The organism is Candidatus Pelagibacter sp., assembly GCF_052048095.1.
Classification (GTDB): Bacteria; Pseudomonadota; Alphaproteobacteria; order Pelagibacterales; family Pelagibacteraceae; genus Pelagibacter.
This window is the reverse complement of sequence record NZ_JBNAKG010000001.1, coordinates 78,647-101,454: the sequence shown is the minus strand read 5'-3', so window position 1 is coordinate 101,454 and position 22,808 is coordinate 78,647. Positions and strand designations below refer to the sequence as shown.

24 protein-coding genes and 2 tRNA genes are annotated in these 22,808 nt (G+C 28.0%); 18 read left to right on the top strand and 8 right to left on the bottom strand.

Going from position 1 to position 22,808, the window contains the following annotated elements:
* Positions 1–2 precede the first annotated feature (2 nt).
* From dapD to rpmH, 7 genes are read right to left on the bottom strand one after another with little or no spacing between them, the layout of a single operon-like run.
* Positions 3–833 carry a 2,3,4,5-tetrahydropyridine-2,6-dicarboxylate N-succinyltransferase gene (gene dapD, locus ACTT9P_RS00535; RefSeq protein WP_440909958.1) on the bottom strand — a complete coding sequence of 277 codons (831 nt, stop codon included), beginning with the start codon at positions 831–833 and terminating at the stop codon, positions 3–5.
* Positions 834–1,505: a pyrimidine 5'-nucleotidase gene (locus ACTT9P_RS00530; RefSeq protein ID WP_440908741.1), complete on the bottom strand. Its 672-nt coding sequence runs from the start codon at positions 1,503–1,505 to the stop codon at positions 834–836.
* Positions 1,502–2,368 carry an acetylglutamate kinase gene (argB, locus tag ACTT9P_RS00525; protein WP_440908740.1) on the bottom strand — a complete coding sequence of 289 codons (867 nt, stop codon included), beginning with the start codon at positions 2,366–2,368 and terminating at the stop codon, positions 1,502–1,504. Before argB ends, ACTT9P_RS00530 begins: the two co-directional genes overlap by 4 nt.
* Positions 2,369–4,051: a membrane protein insertase YidC gene (gene yidC / locus ACTT9P_RS00520; RefSeq protein WP_440908739.1), complete on the bottom strand. Its 1,683-nt coding sequence runs from the start codon at positions 4,049–4,051 to the stop codon at positions 2,369–2,371.
* On the bottom strand, positions 4,051–4,302 hold the full coding sequence (yidD, locus tag ACTT9P_RS00515; RefSeq protein WP_440908738.1) for a membrane protein insertion efficiency factor YidD: 252 nt from the start codon (positions 4,300–4,302) through the stop codon (positions 4,051–4,053). Before yidD ends, yidC begins: the two co-directional genes overlap by 1 nt.
* Entirely contained in the window at positions 4,302–4,643 is a 342-nt protein-coding gene (gene rnpA / locus ACTT9P_RS00510; RefSeq protein WP_440908737.1) for a ribonuclease P protein component, read from the bottom strand. The genes yidD and rnpA overlap by 1 nt, the downstream gene beginning before the upstream one ends.
* Positions 4,644–4,652: 9 nt before the next feature.
* Positions 4,653–4,814 (bottom strand): 50S ribosomal protein L34, encoded by a 162-nt coding sequence (gene rpmH, locus ACTT9P_RS00505; protein WP_440908736.1) that lies wholly within the window; start codon positions 4,812–4,814, stop codon positions 4,653–4,655.
* Positions 4,815–4,912: 98 nt separating this feature from the next.
* Between rpmH and ACTT9P_RS00500 the strand changes: the two genes are divergently transcribed.
* Positions 4,913–5,632: a TVP38/TMEM64 family protein gene (locus tag ACTT9P_RS00500; protein ID WP_440908735.1), complete on the top strand. Its 720-nt coding sequence runs from the start codon at positions 4,913–4,915 to the stop codon at positions 5,630–5,632.
* Here the strand turns inward: ACTT9P_RS00500 and ACTT9P_RS00495 are convergent.
* A tRNA-Thr gene (locus tag ACTT9P_RS00495) sits at positions 5,633–5,706 on the bottom strand.
* A gap of 101 nt (positions 5,707–5,807) precedes the next feature.
* Between ACTT9P_RS00495 and ACTT9P_RS00490 the strand changes: the two genes are divergently transcribed.
* The 17 genes from ACTT9P_RS00490 to ACTT9P_RS00410 all read left to right on the top strand — a co-directional run bounded on the left by ACTT9P_RS00490 (position 5,808) and on the right by ACTT9P_RS00410 (position 22,791).
* Complete coding sequence (locus ACTT9P_RS00490) at positions 5,808–6,011, top strand: hypothetical protein (RefSeq protein WP_440908734.1); 204 nt, start codon at positions 5,808–5,810, stop codon at positions 6,009–6,011.
* A 97-nt stretch (positions 6,012–6,108) separates the two neighbouring features.
* Positions 6,109–6,666 carry a dCTP deaminase gene (gene dcd, locus ACTT9P_RS00485; protein ID WP_014953806.1) on the top strand — a complete coding sequence of 186 codons (558 nt, stop codon included), beginning with the start codon at positions 6,109–6,111 and terminating at the stop codon, positions 6,664–6,666.
* Between the two features lie 3 nt (positions 6,667–6,669).
* The gene (murA, locus tag ACTT9P_RS00480) at positions 6,670–7,929 is read left to right on the top strand and encodes a UDP-N-acetylglucosamine 1-carboxyvinyltransferase (protein ID WP_440908733.1); all 1,260 of its coding nucleotides are present in this window, start codon (positions 6,670–6,672) and stop codon (positions 7,927–7,929) included.
* Entirely contained in the window at positions 7,926–8,321 is a 396-nt protein-coding gene (locus ACTT9P_RS00475) for a DUF2948 family protein (protein WP_440908732.1), read from the top strand. Before murA ends, ACTT9P_RS00475 begins: the two co-directional genes overlap by 4 nt.
* A 2-nt stretch (positions 8,322–8,323) precedes the next feature.
* A complete protein-coding gene (hisD, locus tag ACTT9P_RS00470) occupies positions 8,324–9,610 on the top strand; it encodes a histidinol dehydrogenase (protein ID WP_440908731.1) in 1,287 nt (428 codons plus the stop codon).
* 2 nt (positions 9,611–9,612) lie between these two features.
* On the top strand, positions 9,613–9,828 hold the full coding sequence (gene infA, locus ACTT9P_RS00465; protein ID WP_075519823.1) for a translation initiation factor IF-1: 216 nt from the start codon (positions 9,613–9,615) through the stop codon (positions 9,826–9,828).
* Between the two features lie 5 nt (positions 9,829–9,833).
* Positions 9,834–9,908 (top strand) — tRNA-Phe (locus ACTT9P_RS00460).
* 87 nt (positions 9,909–9,995) lie between these two features.
* Entirely contained in the window at positions 9,996–10,211 is a 216-nt protein-coding gene (locus tag ACTT9P_RS00455; RefSeq protein WP_014953801.1) for a cold-shock protein, read from the top strand.
* Between the two features lie 307 nt (positions 10,212–10,518).
* Complete coding sequence (gene hisS, locus ACTT9P_RS00450) at positions 10,519–11,913, top strand: histidine--tRNA ligase (protein WP_440908730.1); 1,395 nt, start codon at positions 10,519–10,521, stop codon at positions 11,911–11,913.
* On the top strand, positions 11,891–12,937 hold the full coding sequence (locus ACTT9P_RS00445) for an ATP phosphoribosyltransferase regulatory subunit (RefSeq protein ID WP_440908729.1): 1,047 nt from the start codon (positions 11,891–11,893) through the stop codon (positions 12,935–12,937). Before hisS ends, ACTT9P_RS00445 begins: the two co-directional genes overlap by 23 nt.
* Entirely contained in the window at positions 12,934–13,623 is a 690-nt protein-coding gene (gene hisG, locus ACTT9P_RS00440) for an ATP phosphoribosyltransferase (RefSeq protein WP_440908728.1), read from the top strand. The genes ACTT9P_RS00445 and hisG overlap by 4 nt, the downstream gene beginning before the upstream one ends.
* 182 nt (positions 13,624–13,805) lie before the next feature.
* Positions 13,806–14,480, top strand: coding sequence for a uracil-DNA glycosylase family protein (locus tag ACTT9P_RS00435; RefSeq protein WP_440908727.1), 675 nt, complete (start codon positions 13,806–13,808; stop codon positions 14,478–14,480).
* A gap of 46 nt (positions 14,481–14,526) precedes the next feature.
* Positions 14,527–15,486 (top strand): DUF4268 domain-containing protein, encoded by a 960-nt coding sequence (locus tag ACTT9P_RS00430; RefSeq protein WP_440908726.1) that lies wholly within the window; start codon positions 14,527–14,529, stop codon positions 15,484–15,486.
* A 4-nt stretch (positions 15,487–15,490) separates the two neighbouring features.
* A complete protein-coding gene (locus ACTT9P_RS00425; protein ID WP_440908725.1) occupies positions 15,491–16,783 on the top strand; it encodes an AlbA family DNA-binding domain-containing protein in 1,293 nt (430 codons plus the stop codon).
* On the top strand, positions 16,780–18,507 hold the full coding sequence (locus tag ACTT9P_RS00420; RefSeq protein WP_440908724.1) for a type I restriction-modification system subunit M: 1,728 nt from the start codon (positions 16,780–16,782) through the stop codon (positions 18,505–18,507). The genes ACTT9P_RS00425 and ACTT9P_RS00420 overlap by 4 nt, the downstream gene beginning before the upstream one ends.
* On the top strand, positions 18,479–19,810 hold the full coding sequence (locus ACTT9P_RS00415; RefSeq protein ID WP_440908723.1) for a restriction endonuclease subunit S: 1,332 nt from the start codon (positions 18,479–18,481) through the stop codon (positions 19,808–19,810). Before ACTT9P_RS00420 ends, ACTT9P_RS00415 begins: the two co-directional genes overlap by 29 nt.
* Positions 19,807–22,791, top strand: coding sequence for a type I restriction endonuclease subunit R (locus ACTT9P_RS00410; protein WP_440908722.1), 2,985 nt, complete (start codon positions 19,807–19,809; stop codon positions 22,789–22,791). The genes ACTT9P_RS00415 and ACTT9P_RS00410 overlap by 4 nt, the downstream gene beginning before the upstream one ends.
* The last annotated feature ends 17 nt before the right edge of the window (positions 22,792–22,808 follow it).

Genomic DNA, 22,808 nt, shown 5'->3' with positions numbered 1-22,808 from the left:
TACTATTCTCTTAGAAGATCGTTTACTGAAGTCTTTGATCTAGTTTTTTCATCAACTTGTTTGATGATTACCGCACAATATAAAGAGGGTGCAGCTGGATTATTTTTGTCTGGTAATGAACCAGGGACAACAACAGAGTATGGAGGTATTTTACCATAAGTTATCTCACCAGTTTTTCTGTTAACAATTTTTGTTGATTGTCCTATGTACATTCCCATACTTAAAACAGACCCTTCACCTACAATAACACCTTCCACAACTTCAGACATTGCTCCTAAAAAAACATTATCCTCAATAATTGTTGGTAAAGCTTGTGCAGGTTCTAGTACTCCTCCAACACCTGTTCCAGCTGAGATATGACAATTTTTTCCAATCTGACAACAGCTTCCAGCTCTACTGAAAGTGTCCATCATTGTTCCTTCATCAATATAAGCGCCAATGTTAACGTAACTTGGCATTAATACTACGTTCTTAGCAACGTAAGATCCTTTTCTCATTGCTGTATTTGGCACCATTCTAAATCCTGCTTTTTCAAAATCATCATTAGACCACCCTGCAGTTTTACCTTTTAACAAGTGTGCTTTATCTCTCCAAGCAGAGTAAGGACCATCTAAAGTTTCCATACCATGGATTCTAAAACTTAACATTATTGCTTTTTTTAGATGCTGATGAGTTACCCACTCACCATTGATTTTTTCGGCAACTCTTGATTTACCACTATCTAGATCTTTAATTACTTGATTTATTGCATCTTTTAAACTCTGATCAGAGTTTTGATTTACCTGATCTTTATTTTCCCAAGCATCATTTATAATTTTTTCTAAAGACATAATTTATGAGTTTTTTAATAACCTTATTTCTTTTAAAAATAAAGTAAGATTTTCAATTTTATAATCAATGTATTCTTTATTGGATTCTTTTTTCCCCCATTCTTCATCGTTAATTAACCAAGCAGTAATAGTTCCTCTTTCTTTTCCAATCGATAAGTTTTTTGCGATATCTTCGATATATAAAGTTTCTTTTGGATCTATTTTGAATTTTTCAACCATAAGATCAAATGCTTTTGCTTCAGGTTTTGGGTGGTATTCTGCATCTACAATATCAAATACGCCTTCAAACTGATCTTCTATACCTAATGTTGTAGTAATATGTTTTACGTGGTCATGACTTCCATTTGTAAAAACAAATTTTCTTAAATTAAGGTTTTCTAGCTCATATCTTAAAGCTGTATCTTTTTCTAAAAAAGATAAATCAATATCATGAACAAAATCTAAAAATTCTTTAGGATCAATATCATGATGTATCATTAAGCCATTTAAACTTGTGTTGTATTTATGAAAATAATTAGTCTGCAATTCTTTTGCCTTTATCAAATCAACATTAAGTTTATTAGATATATATTCAGTCATTTTTTTACTAACTTGACCAAACACTGCTTCAAGGTCTTGATATAAAACACCATCGCAGTCAAAAAGGATATTCTTTATGTTTTTTAATTCTTTCATTTTCTAATTAATGTTCCAGATCCTTGGTCAGATAAAAGTTCAAATAAAATTGAATGCGGTTTTCTTCCATCAATAATACACACTCCTTTTACACCATTTGAAGCAACATCTAAGCAATTTTTTATCTTTGGTATCATGCCACCAGTTATAATTTCTTTTTTTATCAGTTCCTCAGATACAGTTGAGTTTATTTCACTGATTAGTTTTTTTTCATTATCCAAAACACCTTCGACATCACTTAGTATTAATAATCTTCTTGCATTTAAAGATTTTGCAATTGAACCAGCGGCTGTATCGGCATTAATGTTATAGACATTACCGTCATTACCTTTACCAAGAGGTGCAATAACTGGTATTTTGTCAGATTTAATTGAAGCCTCTATAGAAGAAGTGGTAATTTTAGACGGTAAACCTACATAACCAAGTTCTTCATTTTCTTTTGTCGCTTCAATTATTGAATTTTCCTTTGAGGTAAACTGTTGCGCATCAATTCCAGTTTTAATTAAAGATTGAACTATCTCATGGTTAAATTCAGACAACACTTCTTCAACAATTTTAATAGTATCTAAATCAGTAACTCTAAGTCCATTAATAAATTTAGATTCAATATTATTCTCATTAAGTTTTGCAGTAATTTTTTTTCCACCACCATGAACAATAACTGGATAAAAGCCTAGCTTTCTTAAAGTTGATATATCATTAATTAAAATGTCATATAATTTACTATCTGTTAAGACACTGCCACCACACTTAATGACGATATATTCATCATTATATTTTTCTAGATATTTTCTAACTTGCTCAGAAGAAGGTCCAGATTTTGGTATTATTGAATTTAATTCAGCGTCGCTTAATGAGAGCATCTAAGTAGTAGTTTTTACTGTAGTTCTCTTCATTATGAAAAGTTGTTGAGCCATTGTCAGTACGTTATTAACTGTCCAATAGATTACTAGTCCAGCTGGGAATGGTGCTAAAATTACCGTTAGAAAAAGTGGAAAGAATGCGAATATTTTTGCCTGCATTGGATCTGTTGGTGCAGGATTTAGTTTTTGCTGTACCCACATTGAAACACCCATAGCAACAGGCCATGCACCAATCACTAGGAATGACGGAACGTCATAAGGTAATAATCCAAACAAATTAAACAACGATGTTGGATCTCTTTCCGATAAATCTTGGATCCATCCATAAAATGGCATTTGACGCATTTCAATAGTTACAAATAAAACTTTATATAAGGCAAAGAATACTGGAATTTGTATCATGATTGGCAAACAACCAGACATAGGATTTACTTTTTCTTTTTTATAAAGTGCCATCATCTCTTGTTGTAATTTCATTTTGTCATCTTTGTGTAACTCTTTAAGACGTGTCATTTCAGGAGTTAAGGCTTTCATTTTTGCCATACTTCTGAAAGAGAAATTAGCTAACGGGAAGAATGCTAAACGAATACAGAAAGTAACAGCTATAATAGCTAATCCATAATTACCCATTAAATCAAAAAAATAATCAATTGCATAAAATAAAGGTTTAGTTATGAAATAAAGAAAACCCCAATCGATTACTAAATCAAATTTATCAATGTTTAAGTCAGCAGCATATCCGTCTATTGTATCAACTCTTTTTGCTGCAACAATTACTTGCATTTGTTCACTTATAGAAGAGTTGCTTCCAAGTTCTATTGGTTCAGTAGATATATAGTTGGCTCTGAATTTGTTTTTATAATCAAAAGTAGTTTTAAACTCTTTATTTCTTGGTGGCACTATTGAACTAATCCAATATTTATCACCAATTCCAAACCAGCCTTTTGTGGCATTCATTGAAAATTTTTCTTCTTCAATGTCGTCATAGTCCTCTTCAATTAATTCACCATCTAGAGATGCTAGCAAACCTTCGTGAAGAATATAAAAATCTGTTAACCCTTCAGGAATTTTATTTCTTATGATTTGCCCGTAAGAATAAAAATCGTATTTTTTATCAGTAGAATTGATTACTTTTTGATTAATTGTAAATAGAAACTTATCGTCTATAGATATTTCTTTTTCAAAAGTAATTCCCTGATCATTTGTCCAAGTTAATCTAACAGGACTTTGTTCAGTTAATTGCTTATTTCCTTTTACTTCCCAAATAGAATCTGAATTTGGAATATCAATATTTTTGTCAGTAGTTACAAATCCGCTTTCTACAAAGTATCCATCTTTAATATTTCTAGGATTTAACAATGTAACATTTATGTTACTTTTTAGAGTGGTATCGTAATTTTTGAATGTTAAATCATCGATAGTTGCACCTTTAAGTGAAATAGATCCAATGATATTTTCATTTTCAAATTTAATTCTTTCATTTTGCTCAATCGCTTCAGTTCTTGAAACTTCAACTACTTTTTCTTCTTGATCTAAACTTGGTGCATCTGAATTTTGTTCTAATTTATTTTTTTCAGCTAAATTTTGATTTCTTTGAGGAGGTTCTGGTGCAAAAAATAATGAATAAAGAATTATTACTGCTGCGGATAAAGAAATAGCTGCTACGACGTTTTTTTGGTCCATTATTTTTTAACCTTTAATTTTTTATTAACTGGATCAAATCCTTCACCACCACCTAAAAATTTAATTGGATGGCATGACAAAATTCTCTTTAAACTTAAAAATGAACCTTTAAAAAAACCATAAGTTTTTAAAGCTTCAATGCTGTATTCAGAGCAAGTTGGCAAATATCTACAAGAAGGACCTAATAAAGGGCTTACTAAATATTTATAGCCTTTAATTAAACCAACTAAACCTTTAGTAAAAACATTCATTATTTAATTCTTTCAAAATCTTTAAATAGAGTTTCTTTTATATTTAAGTAGTCGTTATTTAGCATAGTTGGCTTAGCAATAACAAGAAATGAATAATCAAAGTTTATTGATACTTTTTTGACTGCCTCATTAGTAATATTTCTAAGTCTTCTCTTAATTTTATTCCTTTTTACTGCGTTACCAATTTTTCTTTTAGTAACAAAGCTGATGTTCAAATTTTTTGGATTTTTTCCTAAAAGTTTTCCAAAAAAAATAGTTACAAATTTATTGGATACTTTTCTTTTCTTTAAAAGTGATTTGAAATCTTCATTTTTAGAAAGAGCAAGAATTTTGCTTTTCATTAATTAGATTTATTTCTTTTTTCTTTTAACTGTTGAAGAAACTGTAAGATTCTTTCTTCCTCTAGCTCTTCTTCTCTTTAAAAGTTTTTGACCACCTTTAGTTTTCATCTTTGAACGAAAACCATGTTTCTTTAGTCTTTTCTTTTTCTTTGGCTGCCAAGTTCTTTTCATATGAATAAATAGGTTAAATTTTTCTTAAAATTTGGCCCTTTATATTAACTAAATATATAAATAGCAATTAGAAGATTTAAAATTTATTATTAATATTCATGGAAAAAACAAAAAAAATCAAAATTTTTATAGCTTTATTCTATGTTTCAGCAGTTTTGTTATTTCTGTATTTTATATTTTCAAAATTTACACTTCAAGAAATTACCAGTTATGATTTTTTAAAAAATAATAGAGATTATTTTTTTGAATTAAGACAAACAAATCTATTTATTTTAGGACTATTATTTTTAATTTTTACAATTATTTGGGTTTTAGCTGGCGGATTTGGCTCTCCAATAACTTTATTAGCTGGATTTATATTTGGTAAATGGTTAGGTAGCATATTGGTTGTGATAGGCATGACTATAGGAGCTACTGGCCTTTATTTGTTTGCTAATTATTTTTTTAAAGAAACAATTAAAGAAAAATTTTTAAATAAATTTCAAAATTTAGAGGAAAAATTTAAAAAATCTGAATTCAATTTTTTACTTATTTATAGGTTTGTGGGTGGAATTCCTTTTGCTATATCAAATGTTTTACCTTGCATTTTTAACGTCAAAACTTCTAATTTTTTTATAGCAACTTTTATTGGTTTAATTCCTCAAGTTTTTATATGGGTATCACTTGGTAGTGGACTAGAAAAAATCATTGATCAAAATGAAGAGGCACCAAGTTTAATAGATTTGATTTTCTCTCCTGATATTTACATGCCATTAATTGGATTTTTTATTTTAGTAATAATTACAATTATAATTAGAAAAATTTTCTACAAGAAATAGTGGTGCCCCCACCAAGAATCGAACTTGAAATTTATCCTTACCATGGACACGTTATGCCATTTAACTATAGGGGCGTTAAAAAGTTTTTGTAATTCGCTGTATATAAAGCATTTTTTACAAATTATTGCCTTAATTTTTTTTGAAAATTGTTTTATATCTACCGGAGGAAATTTTTATGGGCATTCATTACGATTATAAATCTACTAAAGGAAACAAGTTAATGGAAAAGCAAGCTAAGCGTGAAAGAAAGCTTGCTGAAAAAAAAGCCAAAAGACTTGCTAAAGAGGGCCCGAAAACAACAGAAGAACCAAAAGCAAAAGCGTTAGATCCTAACAAACCAATATCTTTAGACTTTTTAACAAATCCTGACAAGGAATGAACACTAAAGATAAAAATGAGCGTTTAAGTTTAGCTCTAAAAAAAAATTTAAAAAAAAGAAAACTATTTCAAAAAAAAACTAAGAAGAAATCAAAATAATGTCTATTCAACCTGATTCTTGGATCAAAAAAATGTGTAAAGAACACAACATGATAGAGCCTTTTTTAGATCATCAAGTGTCAGAAGGTAAAATCTCTTATGGTTTAAGTAGTATGGGATATGATGTAAGAATTTCTGATGAGTATAGAATTTTTACTAACGTAAATAACTCATTAGTTGATCCAAAAAACTTTTCTGATGACAATTTTATTGAGAGAAAAGGACCACATTGCATTATTCCTCCCAACTCATTTGTTTTAGCAAAAACAGTTGAGTATTTTAGAATTCCAAAAGATGTTTTGTGTATATGTGTTGGTAAAAGCACTTATGCTAGAACAGGTATTATTTGTAACGTAACCCCAATCGAAAATGAATTTGAAGGCAATATTGTAATTGAGTTATCAAATACAACACCTAATCCTGCTAAGATTTATTCTAATGAAGGAATTGCTCAGTTTTTATTTTTTAAATCTGAAACACAACCAGAGACAACTTATAAATCAAAGAACGGCAAATATCAGGGACAGACAACTATTCAAGTTGCAAAAATAAAATAACTCATGGATAAATTTTTGATAGAAGGTCCTTGTAAACTCAAGGGCAAGGTCTCAATTTCCGGATCAAAAAATGCTTCATTACCAATTTTAGCTGCAACACTTTTATTTGATAAAACAGTTATTATAAAAAATTTACCAAGAGTAAGAGACATAGATACTATGTTAAATCTCTTAAAATCTTTAGGTTCAAAAATAAGCTTATCAAAAGATAAAAAGACAGCAAAAATTCAAAACAAAAATAATATGAAAACTTTTGCTAGTTACTCTTTAGTTAAGACAATGAGAGGTTCAATTTTAGTATTAGGACCATTAGTATCAAAGTTTCAAAATTCTATTACATCGCTTCCAGGCGGATGTTTGATAGGAGCACGTCCTGTTAATTATCATCTAGCAGCATTAAAAAAATTAGGAATGAATTATGAAATAAAAAAAGGTTATATTCATGCAAAATCTAAAGGTAAATTAAAAGGGACGACAATAAACTTTTCTAACATAAGCGTTGGTGCAACTGAAAATTCAATTATTGCTGCATGCTTAGCTAATGGCAAAACTATATTAAAAAATTGTGCAATAGAACCTGAAATAAAAGATCTAACTGATTTTTTAAAATCAGCTGGTGCTAATATAAAGTGGAAGGGGAGAACTTGTGAAATAGTAGGAGTAAAATCTCTTAATCAAACTGAATATTCAGTTATGGCTGACAGAATAGAAACAGGCACATTTTGTGTTGCTGCTGCCATATCTAAAGGAGATTTAGAAATTCAAAATTTAAATCCAAAAATTATTAGTACTGAACTAAATTTATTAAAAAAAACTGGTGCTAAAATCAGAACGACTGAAAATAAAATTTTTATTAAAGGACCAGAAAAAATTAAACCTATAAAAAATATTAAAACTAAAGAGTACCCAAGTTTTCCGACAGATTTACAGGCGCAATTTATGGTTCTGTTATGTAGAGCTAATGGCGTGAGTTCAATTACAGAAAGTATCTTTGAAAATAGATTTATGCACGTTGCAGAATTACAAAGATTAGGTGCTAAAATTAATATCAAAAATAATAAAGCAATTATTGAGGGTAAAACTAATTTTATTGGTGCGGAATTAATGTCGAGTGATCTAAGAGCTTCAGTTGCACTTGTATTAGCTGCAATCGTTGCAAATGGTAAATCTATAATTAATAGAATTTATCATTTAGATAGAGGATATGAAAATATTGAGAATAAATTGAAAAAAATTGGAGTTAAAATTAAAAGAGTAAAATGAGCGATAAAAAATATTTAGCCAAAATAATAGCTGTAGATAACGAAGGTTTGCAGATGATTTCTGCGTGCTGTATGGGAGCTACAACAAATGTTGATAATATTAAATACCTTAAAGAAAATAAGGTTTTTCTTTTATCAATTGAGAGAAATAAAGTTGAAGCAGGAGAAGATAGTAAAAAAGTAAATAGTATTTGCAAATTTGATTTTGTAAGTAGCGTAAAATCAAAAAATATTGATCAAAAAAATCCAGAGTTACCTTTAGAATTAATCGCTATAAATTATCTTAAAAATAAAGAAGAATATGAGATTGATTTGATATTTAAGAATAATGCTCATATATCTCTTTCTGCTGAAACAATAGAAGTAAGATTAGAAGATCAAAACGAAATTTAGTAATGAAAGAGTTATCAATTAAAAGCAAAAACTTTGACAAAGCATTAGAAAATTTACTAAGTCAAAGACGTAAAAAACTTCAGTCTAGTACTGTATCTGTAACTAACATTATCAAAGATGTTAAAAGAAATGGTGATAAAGCCCTTCTTAAATATGAGAAGAGATTTAATAAAAATACAGTAATAGTTCCAACACCTAAGCAAATAAATAATTCAATTAAATCTTTAGAAAAAAAAGTAAAACAAGCAATAGACGCTGCTTATAATAGAATTTATAAATTTCACTCATTACAAAAATTTAAAAATATTTCCTACACAGATAAATACAAAAACAAAGTTGATTATAAATATGTTCCTTTAGAATCTGTTGCAATATATGTCCCAGGATCAACAGCTTCTTATCCATCAAGTGTGCTTATGAATGCTATTCCTGCAATAGTTGCTGGTGTTAAAAGAATTGTAATGATTAATCCAGGGTACAAAGGCAAACAAAACCCTGCAGTTTTGTATGCTGCTAAAAAATGTAAAATTAAAGAAATCTATTCAATCGGTGGCCCATCAGCAATTGCAGCAGCTGCTTATGGAACAAAAAAAATTAAACCAGTGAATAAAATTGTTGGACCCGGTAATTCTTACGTAGCTGCAGCTAAAAAAGAAGTATTTGGTGATATTGGTATTGAAGCTATGACCGCGGGACCTTCAGAAGTTTTAGTAGTTGCAGATAAAAGTTCTAATCCAGAATGGCTTGCAAGTGATCTGTTAGGTCAAGCAGAACACGATCCATTAGCTCAATGCATTCTAATTTCTAAAGATCTAAATGTATTAAAACAAACAAAAGAGGAATTACAAAAACAATTAAAAGAAATTCCTAGATCTTCAATTGCCAACAAAAGCTTAATGGCAAATGGAATATTCATGTACGTAAACTCAGATACAAAAGTAGTTGAAATAATTAATAAAATTGGACCAGAGCACTTAGAATTAAATACTAAAAATTATAAATCGCTTGTTCCAAAAATTAAAAATGCAGGTTCAATTTGTCTTGGAAAATATGCTGTTATGGCAATGACTGATTATGGTGTGCCAGGTACAAATCATGTTTTACCTACTAACATGACTAGTAAATACTCAAGTGGCTTAAGTGTTTCAGAGTTTGTTAAAAAAATCTCTTATATAAACTTATCAAAAAAGGGTATTGAAAGTCTTGGGCCATCAGCTATAACACTTGCAAATTATGAGAGATTGGAAGGACACGCTCAATCAATCATAAAAAGAATTAGGAGAAAATAAATTTGTCAAAACAAGATCTACTTGAATTCAAAGGTAAGGTAACCGATTTGTTACCAAACGCCATGTTCAGAGTTCAATTAGAAAATGGACATATCGTAACTGCACATACAGCTGGAAAACTTAGAAAGAATAGAATTAGAGTTTTACAAGGCGATAATGTTACGGTTGAAATGACACCTTACGATCTTACTAAAGGTAGAATAATCTTTAGAGGATAACTTAAGGCTGAGTAGCTCAGGAGTAGAGCAGAGCCCTGAAAAGGCTTGTGTCGGAGGTGCGAATCCTTCCTCAGCCACCACCAAAAGTTTTTTAATTTCTACTTGCTATTCCTATTAAAAAAACTAATTTCACGCCTTTATAAATAACAATAGGACTAAGAAATAAAATGAGTACATTAAAAGGTAAAGTTAAGTGGTTTAACGGTAAAAAAGGTTATGGTTTCATCGAAAGAGAAGATGGTGAAAAAGATGCCTTTGTTCATGCTAGTGCAGTAAAAGATGCTGGTTTGAGATTTTTAAATGAAGGAGACTCACTTGAGTTTACTTTAGAAGATGGTCCAAAAGGCCCAAGCGCAGTTAACTTGGTAAAACAAGAAGGCTAATAAATTTTACAAAATTTATAAAGGGGGTTTGCGAAAGCAAACTCCCTTTTTTTTTACTTGTAATAATCCTAATTTATTCTAGAAGTTGTCCATGATTAAACTAGCTTTAGTAATTGAAACTAACAGAGCTACGCATAGACATATCAATCATGCTGGCTAAGGCTAGCTATTTTCAAACATAAAATAATTTTAAATTCACTAAAAAATAATATAAAACTATAAACATAAGCTTTGGTGGTGAAATAGTATCACGTCGGTTTGTGGATCCGAAGTCGTAGGAGCGTAACCTACCCAAAGTACCACTAAAATGGAAAAAGAAAAAAAACTCAATCCTTCGCTACCGTCTGGATTTGAAGATCGTTGGGATAAAAAGTTAGTCTTAAAAAAACAACTTTTAAAAGAGATTGAGAATAATTTTATTAAATTTGGCGCTGAACCATTAGAGACACCCTCTTTTGAAATCAGTGAAAATATCGGATCGTTTTTAGCAGAAGACGAGGCTAATCCTATGTCTGATGTATTTAGTTTTAAAGATGGTGATAAAAGTATTACTCTAAGGTACGACCTATCAAGCCCATTAGCTAGATTTGTAGCACAAAATAATCAAGAACTTCCATCTGTGTATAAAAGATATGCAATTCAAAATGTCTTTAGAAATGAAAAACCAGGTAATGGTAGATACCGAGAATTTATGCAGGCAGATTTTGATATTATTGGAAACATAAATCCTGCTCAAGCAAATGCAGAACTTTGCAATCTAATTACTAATACTTTACTAGACTGCGGATTAAATAAAGAGCAATTTACAATCAATGTAAGTAATAGAAAGATAGTTCAAGGCTTAATAAATGAACTTAATATATCTGAGGAAAAACAATTAAAAGTTATCAGAGCCATTGATAAATTAGATAAACCAGGATTTGGTTTAACGGGTGTTGAAGCATTATTAAAAAAAGAAAGAAAAGATATATCAGGAGCAATTACTAAAGGCGCTGATTTAAATGATGATCAAGTTAAACAAATATTAGATTTTTTAAAAATCAAAGATTTAAAAGAATTAAAGCAAAAATTAACAAATGAATTATCTCAAGAAGGAATTAAAGAATTAGAAGATTTCTTTGAAGTAATTGGCTTTGGTAATGCCAAAGATCAAGTTCAGACCAATTTTACAATTGTTCGAGGCCTTGCTTATTATGATGGGTTTATTGTTGAAACTAATTTAAATTTCAAAGTAACAAACAATAAGGGCAAAGAAGTAGATATTGGAAGTATTTGCTCAGGTGGAGCATATGCAAAACTTATCTCAAGATTTAAAGGTGTAGATATACCGGGTACCGGTATTAGCTTTGGTGTAGATAGATTGTTGTTTGCCTTAACGCAACTAGATCAGATTAAAATTAAAGAGCAAAAACCTGTCCTTGTATGTGTTATGGATCAAAAATATTTGAAAAATTATTATGAATTAGTAGATGAATTAAGAACTAATAACATTAATGCTGAAGTGTTTTTAGATACCAAAAAGAACTTAGGCAAACAGCTTACTTATGCAAATAAAAGAGAACTATTGCTAGCAATTATTTGTGGTGAAAATGAATTTAAAGATAACACTGTAACTATTAAAGATCTTCAAGGCACTAAAGGCGAAAATAACAAAACTATTTCAAGAAAAGAACTAATCGATGAAGTCAAAAAATTTATCTGAAAATATCCTTAGATCAGTAAAGTCTAAAGGATATAAATATATCAATTTACCTTCGGTAATTGAAGCAGATCATATTGTGCAAAGATCTGGTGAAAATTTTAGAAAGTTTATTTTCTCATTTCATGATCAAGATGGCACTGAACTTTGTTTAAGACCAGATCTAACTATTGCATCTTGCTTAAGGTATTTAGACAATAATTTAAAAGGTAAACAAAAAATTTTCTACAGTGGTCAGGCTTATAGAAAAAATGACGATAAGAAAAAATCTATTATTAGAGATCAAATAGGATTTGAAATATTAGGATCAAAGGATGAAAAAAATGATGATAAAGAGATCATTAATACATCTCTTAAATCATTAAAAAATATTAAATTTTCATCTGGAACTTTAACCATTGGTAATGTTGAAATATTTAAATTACTTATAGATAAACTTGAAATTCCATCACGTTGGAAATTAAGATTAATTAGACACTTTTGGAGAGAGGATTATTTTAATGATCTATTAAAAAGATTAGAGACTAATGCCGATATAGATCCAACTGTAGTTGATCTAGATAAAAAACTTTATTTGAACTTACTAAAAAAGGATCCAAATGCTTTAGTTGCAGGAAGATCATATGGAGAAATTCTAAAAAGATTTGATGAAAAAATTAAAAATCCTAGAAAAGCTAGTGAAGGCAAAAAGGTATCAAAAATAATTAAGGAATTTTTAAAGATTAAATGCCCAATTAATAAAGCAGCTGATCAATTAAATAAATTTTTTAAAAAAAATAGAATTAATCTTGCAGTTGACCAAAGATATTTTCCTCTTTCATCAAATAAAATTTCAAAATTAAATGTAGTATTTTCATCATCGTTTGGCAGACAACTTGAGTACTACACAGGAATGGTTTTTAGAATTGATGTAAAGATTAATTCAAAACAAGTTCAATTAATCTCAGGTGGCAGATACGACAGTTTAATTTCAGATCTTGGTTCAAGCAAAAAAGTTAATGCAGTGGGAGCAGCTATTAATCTATGAGCCAGATAATTAAAATAGGAATCCCAAGCAAAGGAAGATTGAGAAAAGATGTTTTACATATCTTTAAAAAAAATAAATTAAGATTAATCTCAGAAAGAGGTGATAGGGATTTATTTGGTTCTGTTAAAGGTAAAAAAAATATTCAAATCATTTACTTACATGCTAGAGAAATAATTGAAAGACTTGCTGATAAGTCATTAGATCTTGGTTTTTCAGGTTTTGATTTATTGAAAGAAAGTGAAATAACTGTTCAAAATAAAATCAAGGTTGAAAAGAAATATCCATTTGGACAAGCAACATTAGTAGTTGCTGTTCCTCAAAATTGGTTAGATGTATTTTCAATGGCTGATTTAGAAGAAATTGCTTTTGAATTTAAAGAAAAGAAAAAAAAAAGATTAAGAGTATCAACAAAGTATCCAAGACTAACAAGAGAGTTTTTCTACAATAAAGGTGTTACTCAATTTTCATTAGTAAAATCTCATGGAAGTACAGAAGTTGCTCCATTTACAGATTCATCTGAGATCATTACTGACATAACAAGTACTGGTGCCACTCTTAAGGCTAATAATCTTAGAATTATAAATGATGGTTATATTTTAAAATCTGAGCTTTGCATGATGGTTTCGAAATCATCAAATAAAAACAAAGATATTAATAGATTAGCTAAATTACTTACGAAGTATTAAGTCTTTAAAATAGACTAAGATAATTTTAACAATATCAAGATTTCTCAGTACCGCATAAGCACCCACAAGCAGACCTATTACAACTGTAATCTTAAATAATAAAATTATATCCATGAAATTAATTTATCTAAGTAATATTATTATTCAATATAATTTAATAATATGAAGAGCAAAAAATTTGTATGAATAATTTTATTAAAAAAATAATTTCACTTAACAAAATAAATCATAAAACAATAGTCAATAAAGATTTTCTTATTGAAAAGGATAAGAATATTGAAATTTATTATGCTCCTTTTGATTATGTTAATCAAAAAGCAAAAATAATGATTGTTGGTATAACACCTGGTTTTCAACAAATGTTACAAAGCTTTGAAATAATTAATAAAGGTGGATCTCTCAAAAAAGTTAAAGATTACTCAAGTTTCAAAGGAAGTATGAGAATTGGGTTAATAAAATATTTAGACGAATTAAAGATAAATAAGATTTTGAAAATTAAATCATCAAAAAGCTTATTTGACAAAGATAATGAATATTTACACACAACATCTTTAGTGAAATACCCTGTTTTTGACAAAGGCAAGAATTATCCTGGTGCCAATATTCAAAAAAAAGAATTATTAATGAGCTTTATAGAAAAAAATTTTCTCAAAGAACTTAAGCAATTTAAAAATACAATCATTATTCCCTTGGGAAATACAGTTTCATCAACAATCGACTATTTAGAAAAAAAATATAATCTGAATTTAAAATGCTTTTTGAAAGGCTTTCCTCATCCATCAGGTGCAAACGCTAGAAAAAATATTCAATTCAAAGAAAACAAATCTAAAATGGTGAAACTTTTGAAAAATAGATAAAAATTGAATAATTGAGTCAACGTTTAGGATTTGTTAAACTTTATTTATGTCAAAAGACAAATTAGGAAAACTTGAAAAAGTAGATCTTAGAGAGATTTGGGAAAAAGAAGATACTCATTTTACTCCATGGTTAGCGAGAGAGGAAAATATCGAACTACTTGGTTCAGCAATTGATATGGATCTTGTTGTTGAAGCTGAAGAAAAAGATGTTGGCCCTTTTAGAGCAGATATTTTGTGCAAAGATATAGCTACAAATAATTGGGTTTTAGTTGAAAATCAACTTGAAAGAACAGATCATAAACATCTTGGCCAGCTATTAACTTATGCAACAGGTCTTGACGCAGTAACAATTATTTGGGTTGCTTCTGAATTTACTGAGGAGCATAGAGCTACTTTAGACTGGCTAAATAAAATCACTGATACTCAATATAATTTTTTTGGAATTAAAGTTGAATTATTCAAAATTGGCGACTCAAAAGTTGCACCAGTATTCAATGTTGTAAGTAAACCAAATAATTGGTCTAGAAGTATTTCATCAGCTGCCTCTAAATTAGCACATGATGAAGTGGGTGAAACAAAAGTTCTTCAATTAAAGTTTTGGTCAGCTTTAAATGAAGCGATTAAATCAAAACAAGATAGTCCTTTAAGAGTGCAAAAACCTTCTCCGAAACATTGGCACACTTTCTCTATTGGTAAATCAGGAGTTCATTTATCAATGACCTTTAACTCAAAAGAAGACGTTTTGGGTATTGAGGTTTATATAATTAAAGACCAAAGTATTTTTGAAGGTCTAGAAAAAGATAAAGATGATATAGAAAAAGAAATTGGTAAAAAACTAAGCTGGCAGCCATTACCCGGAAGGTCAGCATCAAGAATCAAATTAGATAGAAATGATTCAGTTTTAGAAAATGAGTCTGAATGGAACTTTTACATAGAATGGTCAATTGAGCATTTAGAAAAATTTTATCATACATTTAAAAATAAATTAAAAAACATAACAGAATAGAATTATGTCGAGCTTTGATATTAAAAAAATTAATGATGAATATGTGCTTTTTTATGGTGATAATCCAATATTTATAGCTCAAGGAAAAATTGAAGTTAAAAGTAAATTTAAATCTTTTGTTGAGTATATATTTAAAGATTTTGAAAGATGCGCTGAATTTTCAGTTAAAGAGGATAATACAATAGATTTTAACGGTAAATTTTGTGCTTATGCAATTTATTCAGATCAAAAATATTTAATAGAAGGTGAGAATAGTAAAAATTATCTAGATGATCTATCTAATCTTCTATTTAAATATGATCAATGTTTAATTACGACATCAAACGGCCCACCTTTTGAAACTCAACAATTAGGATTGCTCACACCTGTTCAAAATAAAATTATCGAAATTGTTGGAAAAGAAAATTTTCTAAAAATGTCTAGTTATGCTTGGGGTGCATATTATAGTAATATGAGCGAAGGTCTTGATCATGGAGTAGGAGAATTAATTCCAGACGAAGATTATAAAAAGTCTGAGATTAAAAAAGAATTAACCAGTATATTCCAAAATTTTTCCAATGAAGAAAAAGGCGCTGTTAGCGCTTTACGTGCTTCGCTTGGAAATATGTCAGTCATTGTTCCAATTTTATTAGTATCTAAAAACATTACTCTTAGTGAGTACACTAATGCATACATGGGAATTGGTAATAATTTTACTTATGTTTATGAAGGAGCTGAGGACGAAAATGATGAAAAGATAAGATATCAACAAATTTATGATGCAGGCTTTAATACTGCTTCTATAATATTAAAATATCTTGAGAATAGTTTAAATCATCATGTTGTTGATGAAGAATTAATTAAAAAAGATGAGTCTATAACTCATGAATTTAAATCAACATTGAGGATGAATTTAGCAACAAAACAGAAAGATGATCGAATGGTTCACGATGTGTTAAAGACAATTGTTGGTTTTTTAAATACGAAAGGTGGAAATTTGTTAATTGGTATTTCTGATGATAAAAAAATTGTTGGACTCGAAGAGGATAAATTTAAAAATATAGATGAATGGCAAAGATTTTTAAAAGATCAAATAAATAATAAAATTGGTGATGGTCTTTTAGAAAATTTTATACATCCAAGATTTATTACAAAAGATAACAAAAATATTGCAATAATTACATGTGATCAATTACCTAACCAAAAAACAGCATTTCTAGATGAAACAGTTTACATAAGACAAACAGCATCAACAAAAAAACTTTCTTCAAAGGAAGCAATAGAATGGAAAGAAAATAGAAAATCTAGAATTAAATGAGCGATTTTTACAATCAAATATCAAGTTTAGTCTGGAATAGCGTAGATAGAGTTATTAGAGATATTGTTAAAAAAAATGAAGTAGGAAAATATATACTTCCCTTCATTGTTATGAGGAGATTTGATTTTGTTTTAGAGAAAGACAAAGAGGAAATTATCGAGAAATGGAATAACTTAAAAAAAAAAGGAGTAAAAGATCCATCAAAAGTTATTTTAATAGAAATTAGTCCAAGAAAGTTTTTTAACGTATCTAAATTTGACCTAAAAAAATTATCCCAAGATTCAAAAATGCTTAAGGATAATTTTAATGATTATCTTTTGGGTTATAGTGAAAATGTACAGAAAATATTTGAAAACTTTAAAGTAAATGAATTGGTTGAACATTTGGATCAAGAAAATGTTCTTTTGGAATTTATTCAAGAGTTTACTAAAAAAGATATAAACTTATCTCCTGATAATATTGACAATCATTCTATGGGTCTAGTTTATGAGGAAATTTTAAACAAATTTTCAGAAGACACCAATACTTCAAGTGGTGAATATTACACACCAAGAGACGTAATTAAGTTATTGGTAGAATTAATACTAGAGCCAGAAAAAGATAAACTTAATAAAAATAATTTAGTTAGAAGCATATACGATCCATGTTGTGGAACAGGAGGGATGCTAACAATCAGTAGAGATTGGGCAAAAAAAAATTTACCAAAAAATATGAAGCTTAGATTGTCAGGACAAGAAATAACAAAAGAAACTCACTCAATTTGCCAGTCAGATTTTTTAATTCTAGATGAGGATCCTGATGAAATAATTCAAGGCTCAACCCTTTCTAATGATGGATTTAAAGACTCAAAATTTTATTACATGATATCAAATCCACCTTTTGGAAAACACTGGGGCACTGAAAAAAACAAAATAGAATTTCAAAATGATTTAAATGATATTGACGGACCATATCAAAATGGACTGCCTCCTGTGAGAGACTCACAAACATTATTTATAATGAAACTTATTTCAAAAATGGAACCTAAAGGAAGCAGAATTGGAGTGATAACTAATGGATCTCCTTTATTTACAGATGAACCTAGTGAAAGTAGTAAAAATATCTCTGATTTTAGAAAATCCTTAATTGATAAGGATCTCCTAGAAGCAGTTATTAAACTACCTCCTGATATGTTTTTTGATACAAATATTCATACATATATTTGGATCTTAAACAATAAAAAAGAAAAAGATAGAATAAATAAAGTTCAATTAATCAATGCAACAAATTTTTACGAAAAATTAGGAAGATCATTAAATAAAAAAACAAATTTAATTTCTGAAAAAAATAAGAATGAAATTTTAAATATTTATCTGACACAAAAAGAAAATGACTTTTCAAAGATTATAAATAAAAGTGATTTTTTATATACCAGGATCAAAGTTGATTATCCATTAATAGAAAATGGTAAACCAATATTAGACAAAAATGGTAAACAAAAGATAACAAGTGAATATGAGCGAATTCCATACGGTGTAAATGTTGACGATTATTTTGAGAGAGAAATAAAAAAATATATTCCAACAGGTTCTTTAGATAAAAAAAAAATGAAAATAGGCTGTGAAATAACTTTTAATAAATATTTTTATAATTACGTAGAACCACAAGAATCAAAAGAAGTGCTCAATGACATAATGAAAATTGACAAGGAAATAAATGAAACAACAAGAAAAATACTTGGATAACGATTATAACAATTCATTTTGGATAAAAAAAAAACCTAAAAGTTGGTCAATCAAAAAAATTAGGGAAATATTTAAATTTTCAAAGGGAAATGGTTTATCAAAATCTCTATTAATTAAGGACGGATTATATGATTGTGTTCATTACGGTGAAATTTATACAAAGTATAAGTATCAAGTAGATATTGTTGAAAATTTATCTAAAACAAATCAGAATGGAAGTGCTCTGTCTGGTAAAGGACATCTTATATCTCCATCATCAACAACTACAATAGGTGAAGACTTATCTAATTGTAAAAGCTTAAAAAGAGAAGGAGTTGTCATTGGCGGTGACGTAATAATATATACACCAAGAAATGAAATTAATAATATTGATTTAGACTATTTTTCTTTATTCATTACTTATGTGAGCAGGACAGAGTTCTCAAAATTCGCAAAATGTACTACTATTTGTCATATATATGAAACAGAAATTAAAAATTTTAAGGTACTTGTTCCACCCTATGATGAACAAACCAAAATATCTAAATTTTTAAAATCCAAATTAAATGAGTTTAATAAGTTAATTAATTTATCTAAAAAAAAAATTAGTTATTTAAGTTCATTAAAAAATACAATTATCAATAATGAAATTTTTAAAGAGTACCCAATGCCCAAAACTTCTTATGGAATAGAATTTATTAATGAAATTGCATTACAAAAAAATATAACAAAAATAAAATATTTAGTGAGTAAAGTTAATGGTGGTCAAACACCAAAAGGAGGTGGAAATATATATGTGAATGAAGGTGTTAAATTTTTAAGAGAACAAAATGTGTTTGATGGATATTTAAAGTTAAAAGATGTAGTTCATATAAATCAAGAAACACATCAAAAAATGAAAAATTCAAAAGTTTTATTAGGAGATGTCCTATTGAACATGACTGGAGCTTCTATTGGAAGATGTTGTGAAATTACTGATAACGAAGAATTTAATATTAATCAACACATAGCATTACTTAGACCAAAAAAAAATTTAAATTCAAAATTTTTAAATTATTTTCTTATGTCTCATTGGGGTAAAGAACAAACTAAATTTTTTATGGAGAGTGCTGGTAAAGAAGCTTTAAGTGCTGAAAAGATTAAGAATTATTTTATTCCTAATATTTCTTTAGAAACTCAATTAAAAATCTCAAATAAAATCGAAATAAAATTAAATCAGATTGATTCTTTACTGGAGAAAGAGATCGTTAAAAGAAAAAAAATTGATAAGTTAATTGAAAACTATGCAGTAAATTATTTAACAGGAAAAAGTATTTTAAATTGAGAAATTATACAGAAACTGATTTAGAGTCACACATAGAAGATTATTTGAAAGATAATAATTCTATGATTTCATTATCTAAAGCATACAAAGCTGACAAATCAATTTATGATACTGAAAGATGTATTTTATTGAATGAATTTGTTCATTTTATTCAAAAAACTCAAAAAGATAGCTGGGATGATTATTGTAATCAGTATTCAATAAATCCTGAAGAAAGAATTTGTGAGAGGTTAAATAATCAAATTATCAGAAGAGGTTTAATTGATGTTTTAAAGAATGGGTTTAGTGATAAGGGTTGTGATTTTAAACTTTTATATTTCAAACCTAATAGTGGCATGAATGAAACCCATAAACAGAAATATCTTAAAAATTCTTTCAAGTTAATTAGACAACTATATTTTTCACCATTTAATTCAGATTTATCAATAGATTTAGTTTTGTTTATTAATGGTATTCCAATTTTAACAATTGAACTTAAGAATAAAATTACAGGTCAGGATAACATTGATGCTGAAATACAGTATTCAAAAAGAAATTTAAACGAACCACTCCTTCAATTTAAAAGGTGTTTAGTTCATTTTGCTGTTGGTACTGAAAAAGTTTCAATGTGCACAAATCTAAAAGGCAAGGATTCTTATTTTATACCATTTAATAAAGATTTCGAAAATCCAGTAAATAAAAATGGACATAAAACTTCATATCTCTGGGAAGATATTTTAACGAAAGACTCTATTTTAGATTTGATAAACAACTTTATTCATCTCAATACTGAAGAAAAAAATTTAATAGATTTCAAAAAAAATAAATTAGTAAAAAAAACAACAACTTCTCTGATATTCCCTAGATATCATCAACTAAGAGCTGTAAGAAAGCTTAAAGAGGCAATTTTAAAAGAAGGTGTGGGCCATGATTATTTGATCCAACATTCTACGGGAAGTGGAAAATCATTATCAATTGGTTGGTTGTCACATTTACTGATAACTTTATTCCAAGACAATAATGCAACTGCTAGAATTTTCGATTCCGTAATAGTTGTTACTGATAGAAAAATTTTAGACAAACAGATAAACAGCACTCTTCAGCAAATAGACTCTAGACCAGGCGTTGTGAATAAAAGCACCGATAATAAAAAACTATATGAATATTTATCTGGAGGTAAAGATATTATTGTAACTACAGTTCAAAAATTTCCCCATCTACTTAAAAATTTTTCAAAACAAATTAATAAGGATTTAAAAAATAAAAAATTTGCTGTAATCATTGATGAAATACATTCTTCACAATTTGGTAAAAGTCATACAGACTTAAGAATTAGTTTATCAGAAAATAAAACTCAAGAGGCTGATGATTTTGATTTAGAAAGTAAAATTTTAGATCATATCAATTCAATCCAAAAAAGAGGAAATATTTCTTTTTTTGGATTTTCTGGAACACCTACAGCTAGAACAATCCAAAAATTTGGTAGATCTAATATTGATAATATACCAGAAGTTTTTGATTTATATTCAATGGATCAGAGTATTAAAGAAAAATTCACTTTGAATGTGTTAAAAAATTATACAACTTATAAAAGGTATTTTAAACTTAATGAGAATGTTTCAAATGATGTAAGATTTGAAAAATCAAGAATAATTAAAAAGTTAATAAGTTACGTTGATCTCCACTCTTACTCAATTAAAGATAAAACCGAAAGAATGTTAGATCATTTTAATAATCATACAATTAATAAAATAAATGGATATGCAAAGGCAATGGTTGTTGCTTCTTCAAGAGAACATTGTGTAAAATATAAGATAGAATTTGATAAACAAATAAAATCTAATAATCTAAAATTTAAAACATTAGTAGCCTTTACAGGAAAAATAACCGATAAAGATACAAACACAATTTATACCGAGTCTTCATTAAATGGTTTCTCTGATAGCTATACTGAAGAAAAATTTAAAGCACCAGATAATAAAATTTTAATAGTTAATAATAAATTTCAAACTGGTTTTGATGAACCATTACTTCAAACTATGTATGTAGATAAAAAAATGCATGATCTTCAAATGGTACAAACTCTTTCTCGTCTAAATAGGACCATTCAAGGAAAAATAGATACTTTTGTTTTAGACTTTAAAAATGAGGAAGATGATGTGAAGGTTGCTTTTCAAAAATATTTCAAACAAACCAAGTTAACAGGAGATATAGATCCAAATGTACTTTATGATTTAAGATCAAATATTCAAGGATTTAATCTATTCAGTCAAGAGAATATAGATGACTTTTTAGACATCGTTTATGATGAAAAAAAACCACAAGAATTAATAAGCAGTAAATTAGATTTTTTTATTGAGAGCTTGAACAATCTATCCAAAGAAGAACAAGAAGATTTTAAAACAAAGTCAAAATCATATGTTGATTTTTACAGTTTTCTAAATGAGATAATTTCATTTAAAGATATAAATTTACATAAACTTTATATTTTTTTAATATATTTAATTAAGAAATTTCCAATTAATAGAAAAGAAGCACTTCCAGACTTATCTGAATTTGTTGATCTTGATTATTTTAGAATATCAAAAATTTCTAGTGGAGAAATCAAATTAAACAATGAAGATGCTGAAATTGATCCAATTAAACCTAAAGATAAAACTTTAATAGTTGAAAATGAAGAAAATTTATTATCAGAAATTATACCTATAATTAATGAGAGATTTACTACAGATTTTAGTGATGAACATATTGTAAAAATGAAAATGATATCAAAAAAATTGAGTAGCAATGAAAAATTTAAAAATTATTTTTTTGCTAACAACTCATCTGATGATAAAAAATACATGTTTGATAAATTTTTTGATAGTGAAATTACTAAAATAGTAAATGATGATCATGATTTTTATGAAAAAATACAACAACCAGAAATAAATAAATCACTTAAAGAATTATTATTTAAATCAATATCTAAAAAACTATATAACGATCATAAGAATAAGTAATTATTTCAAATCTGTAC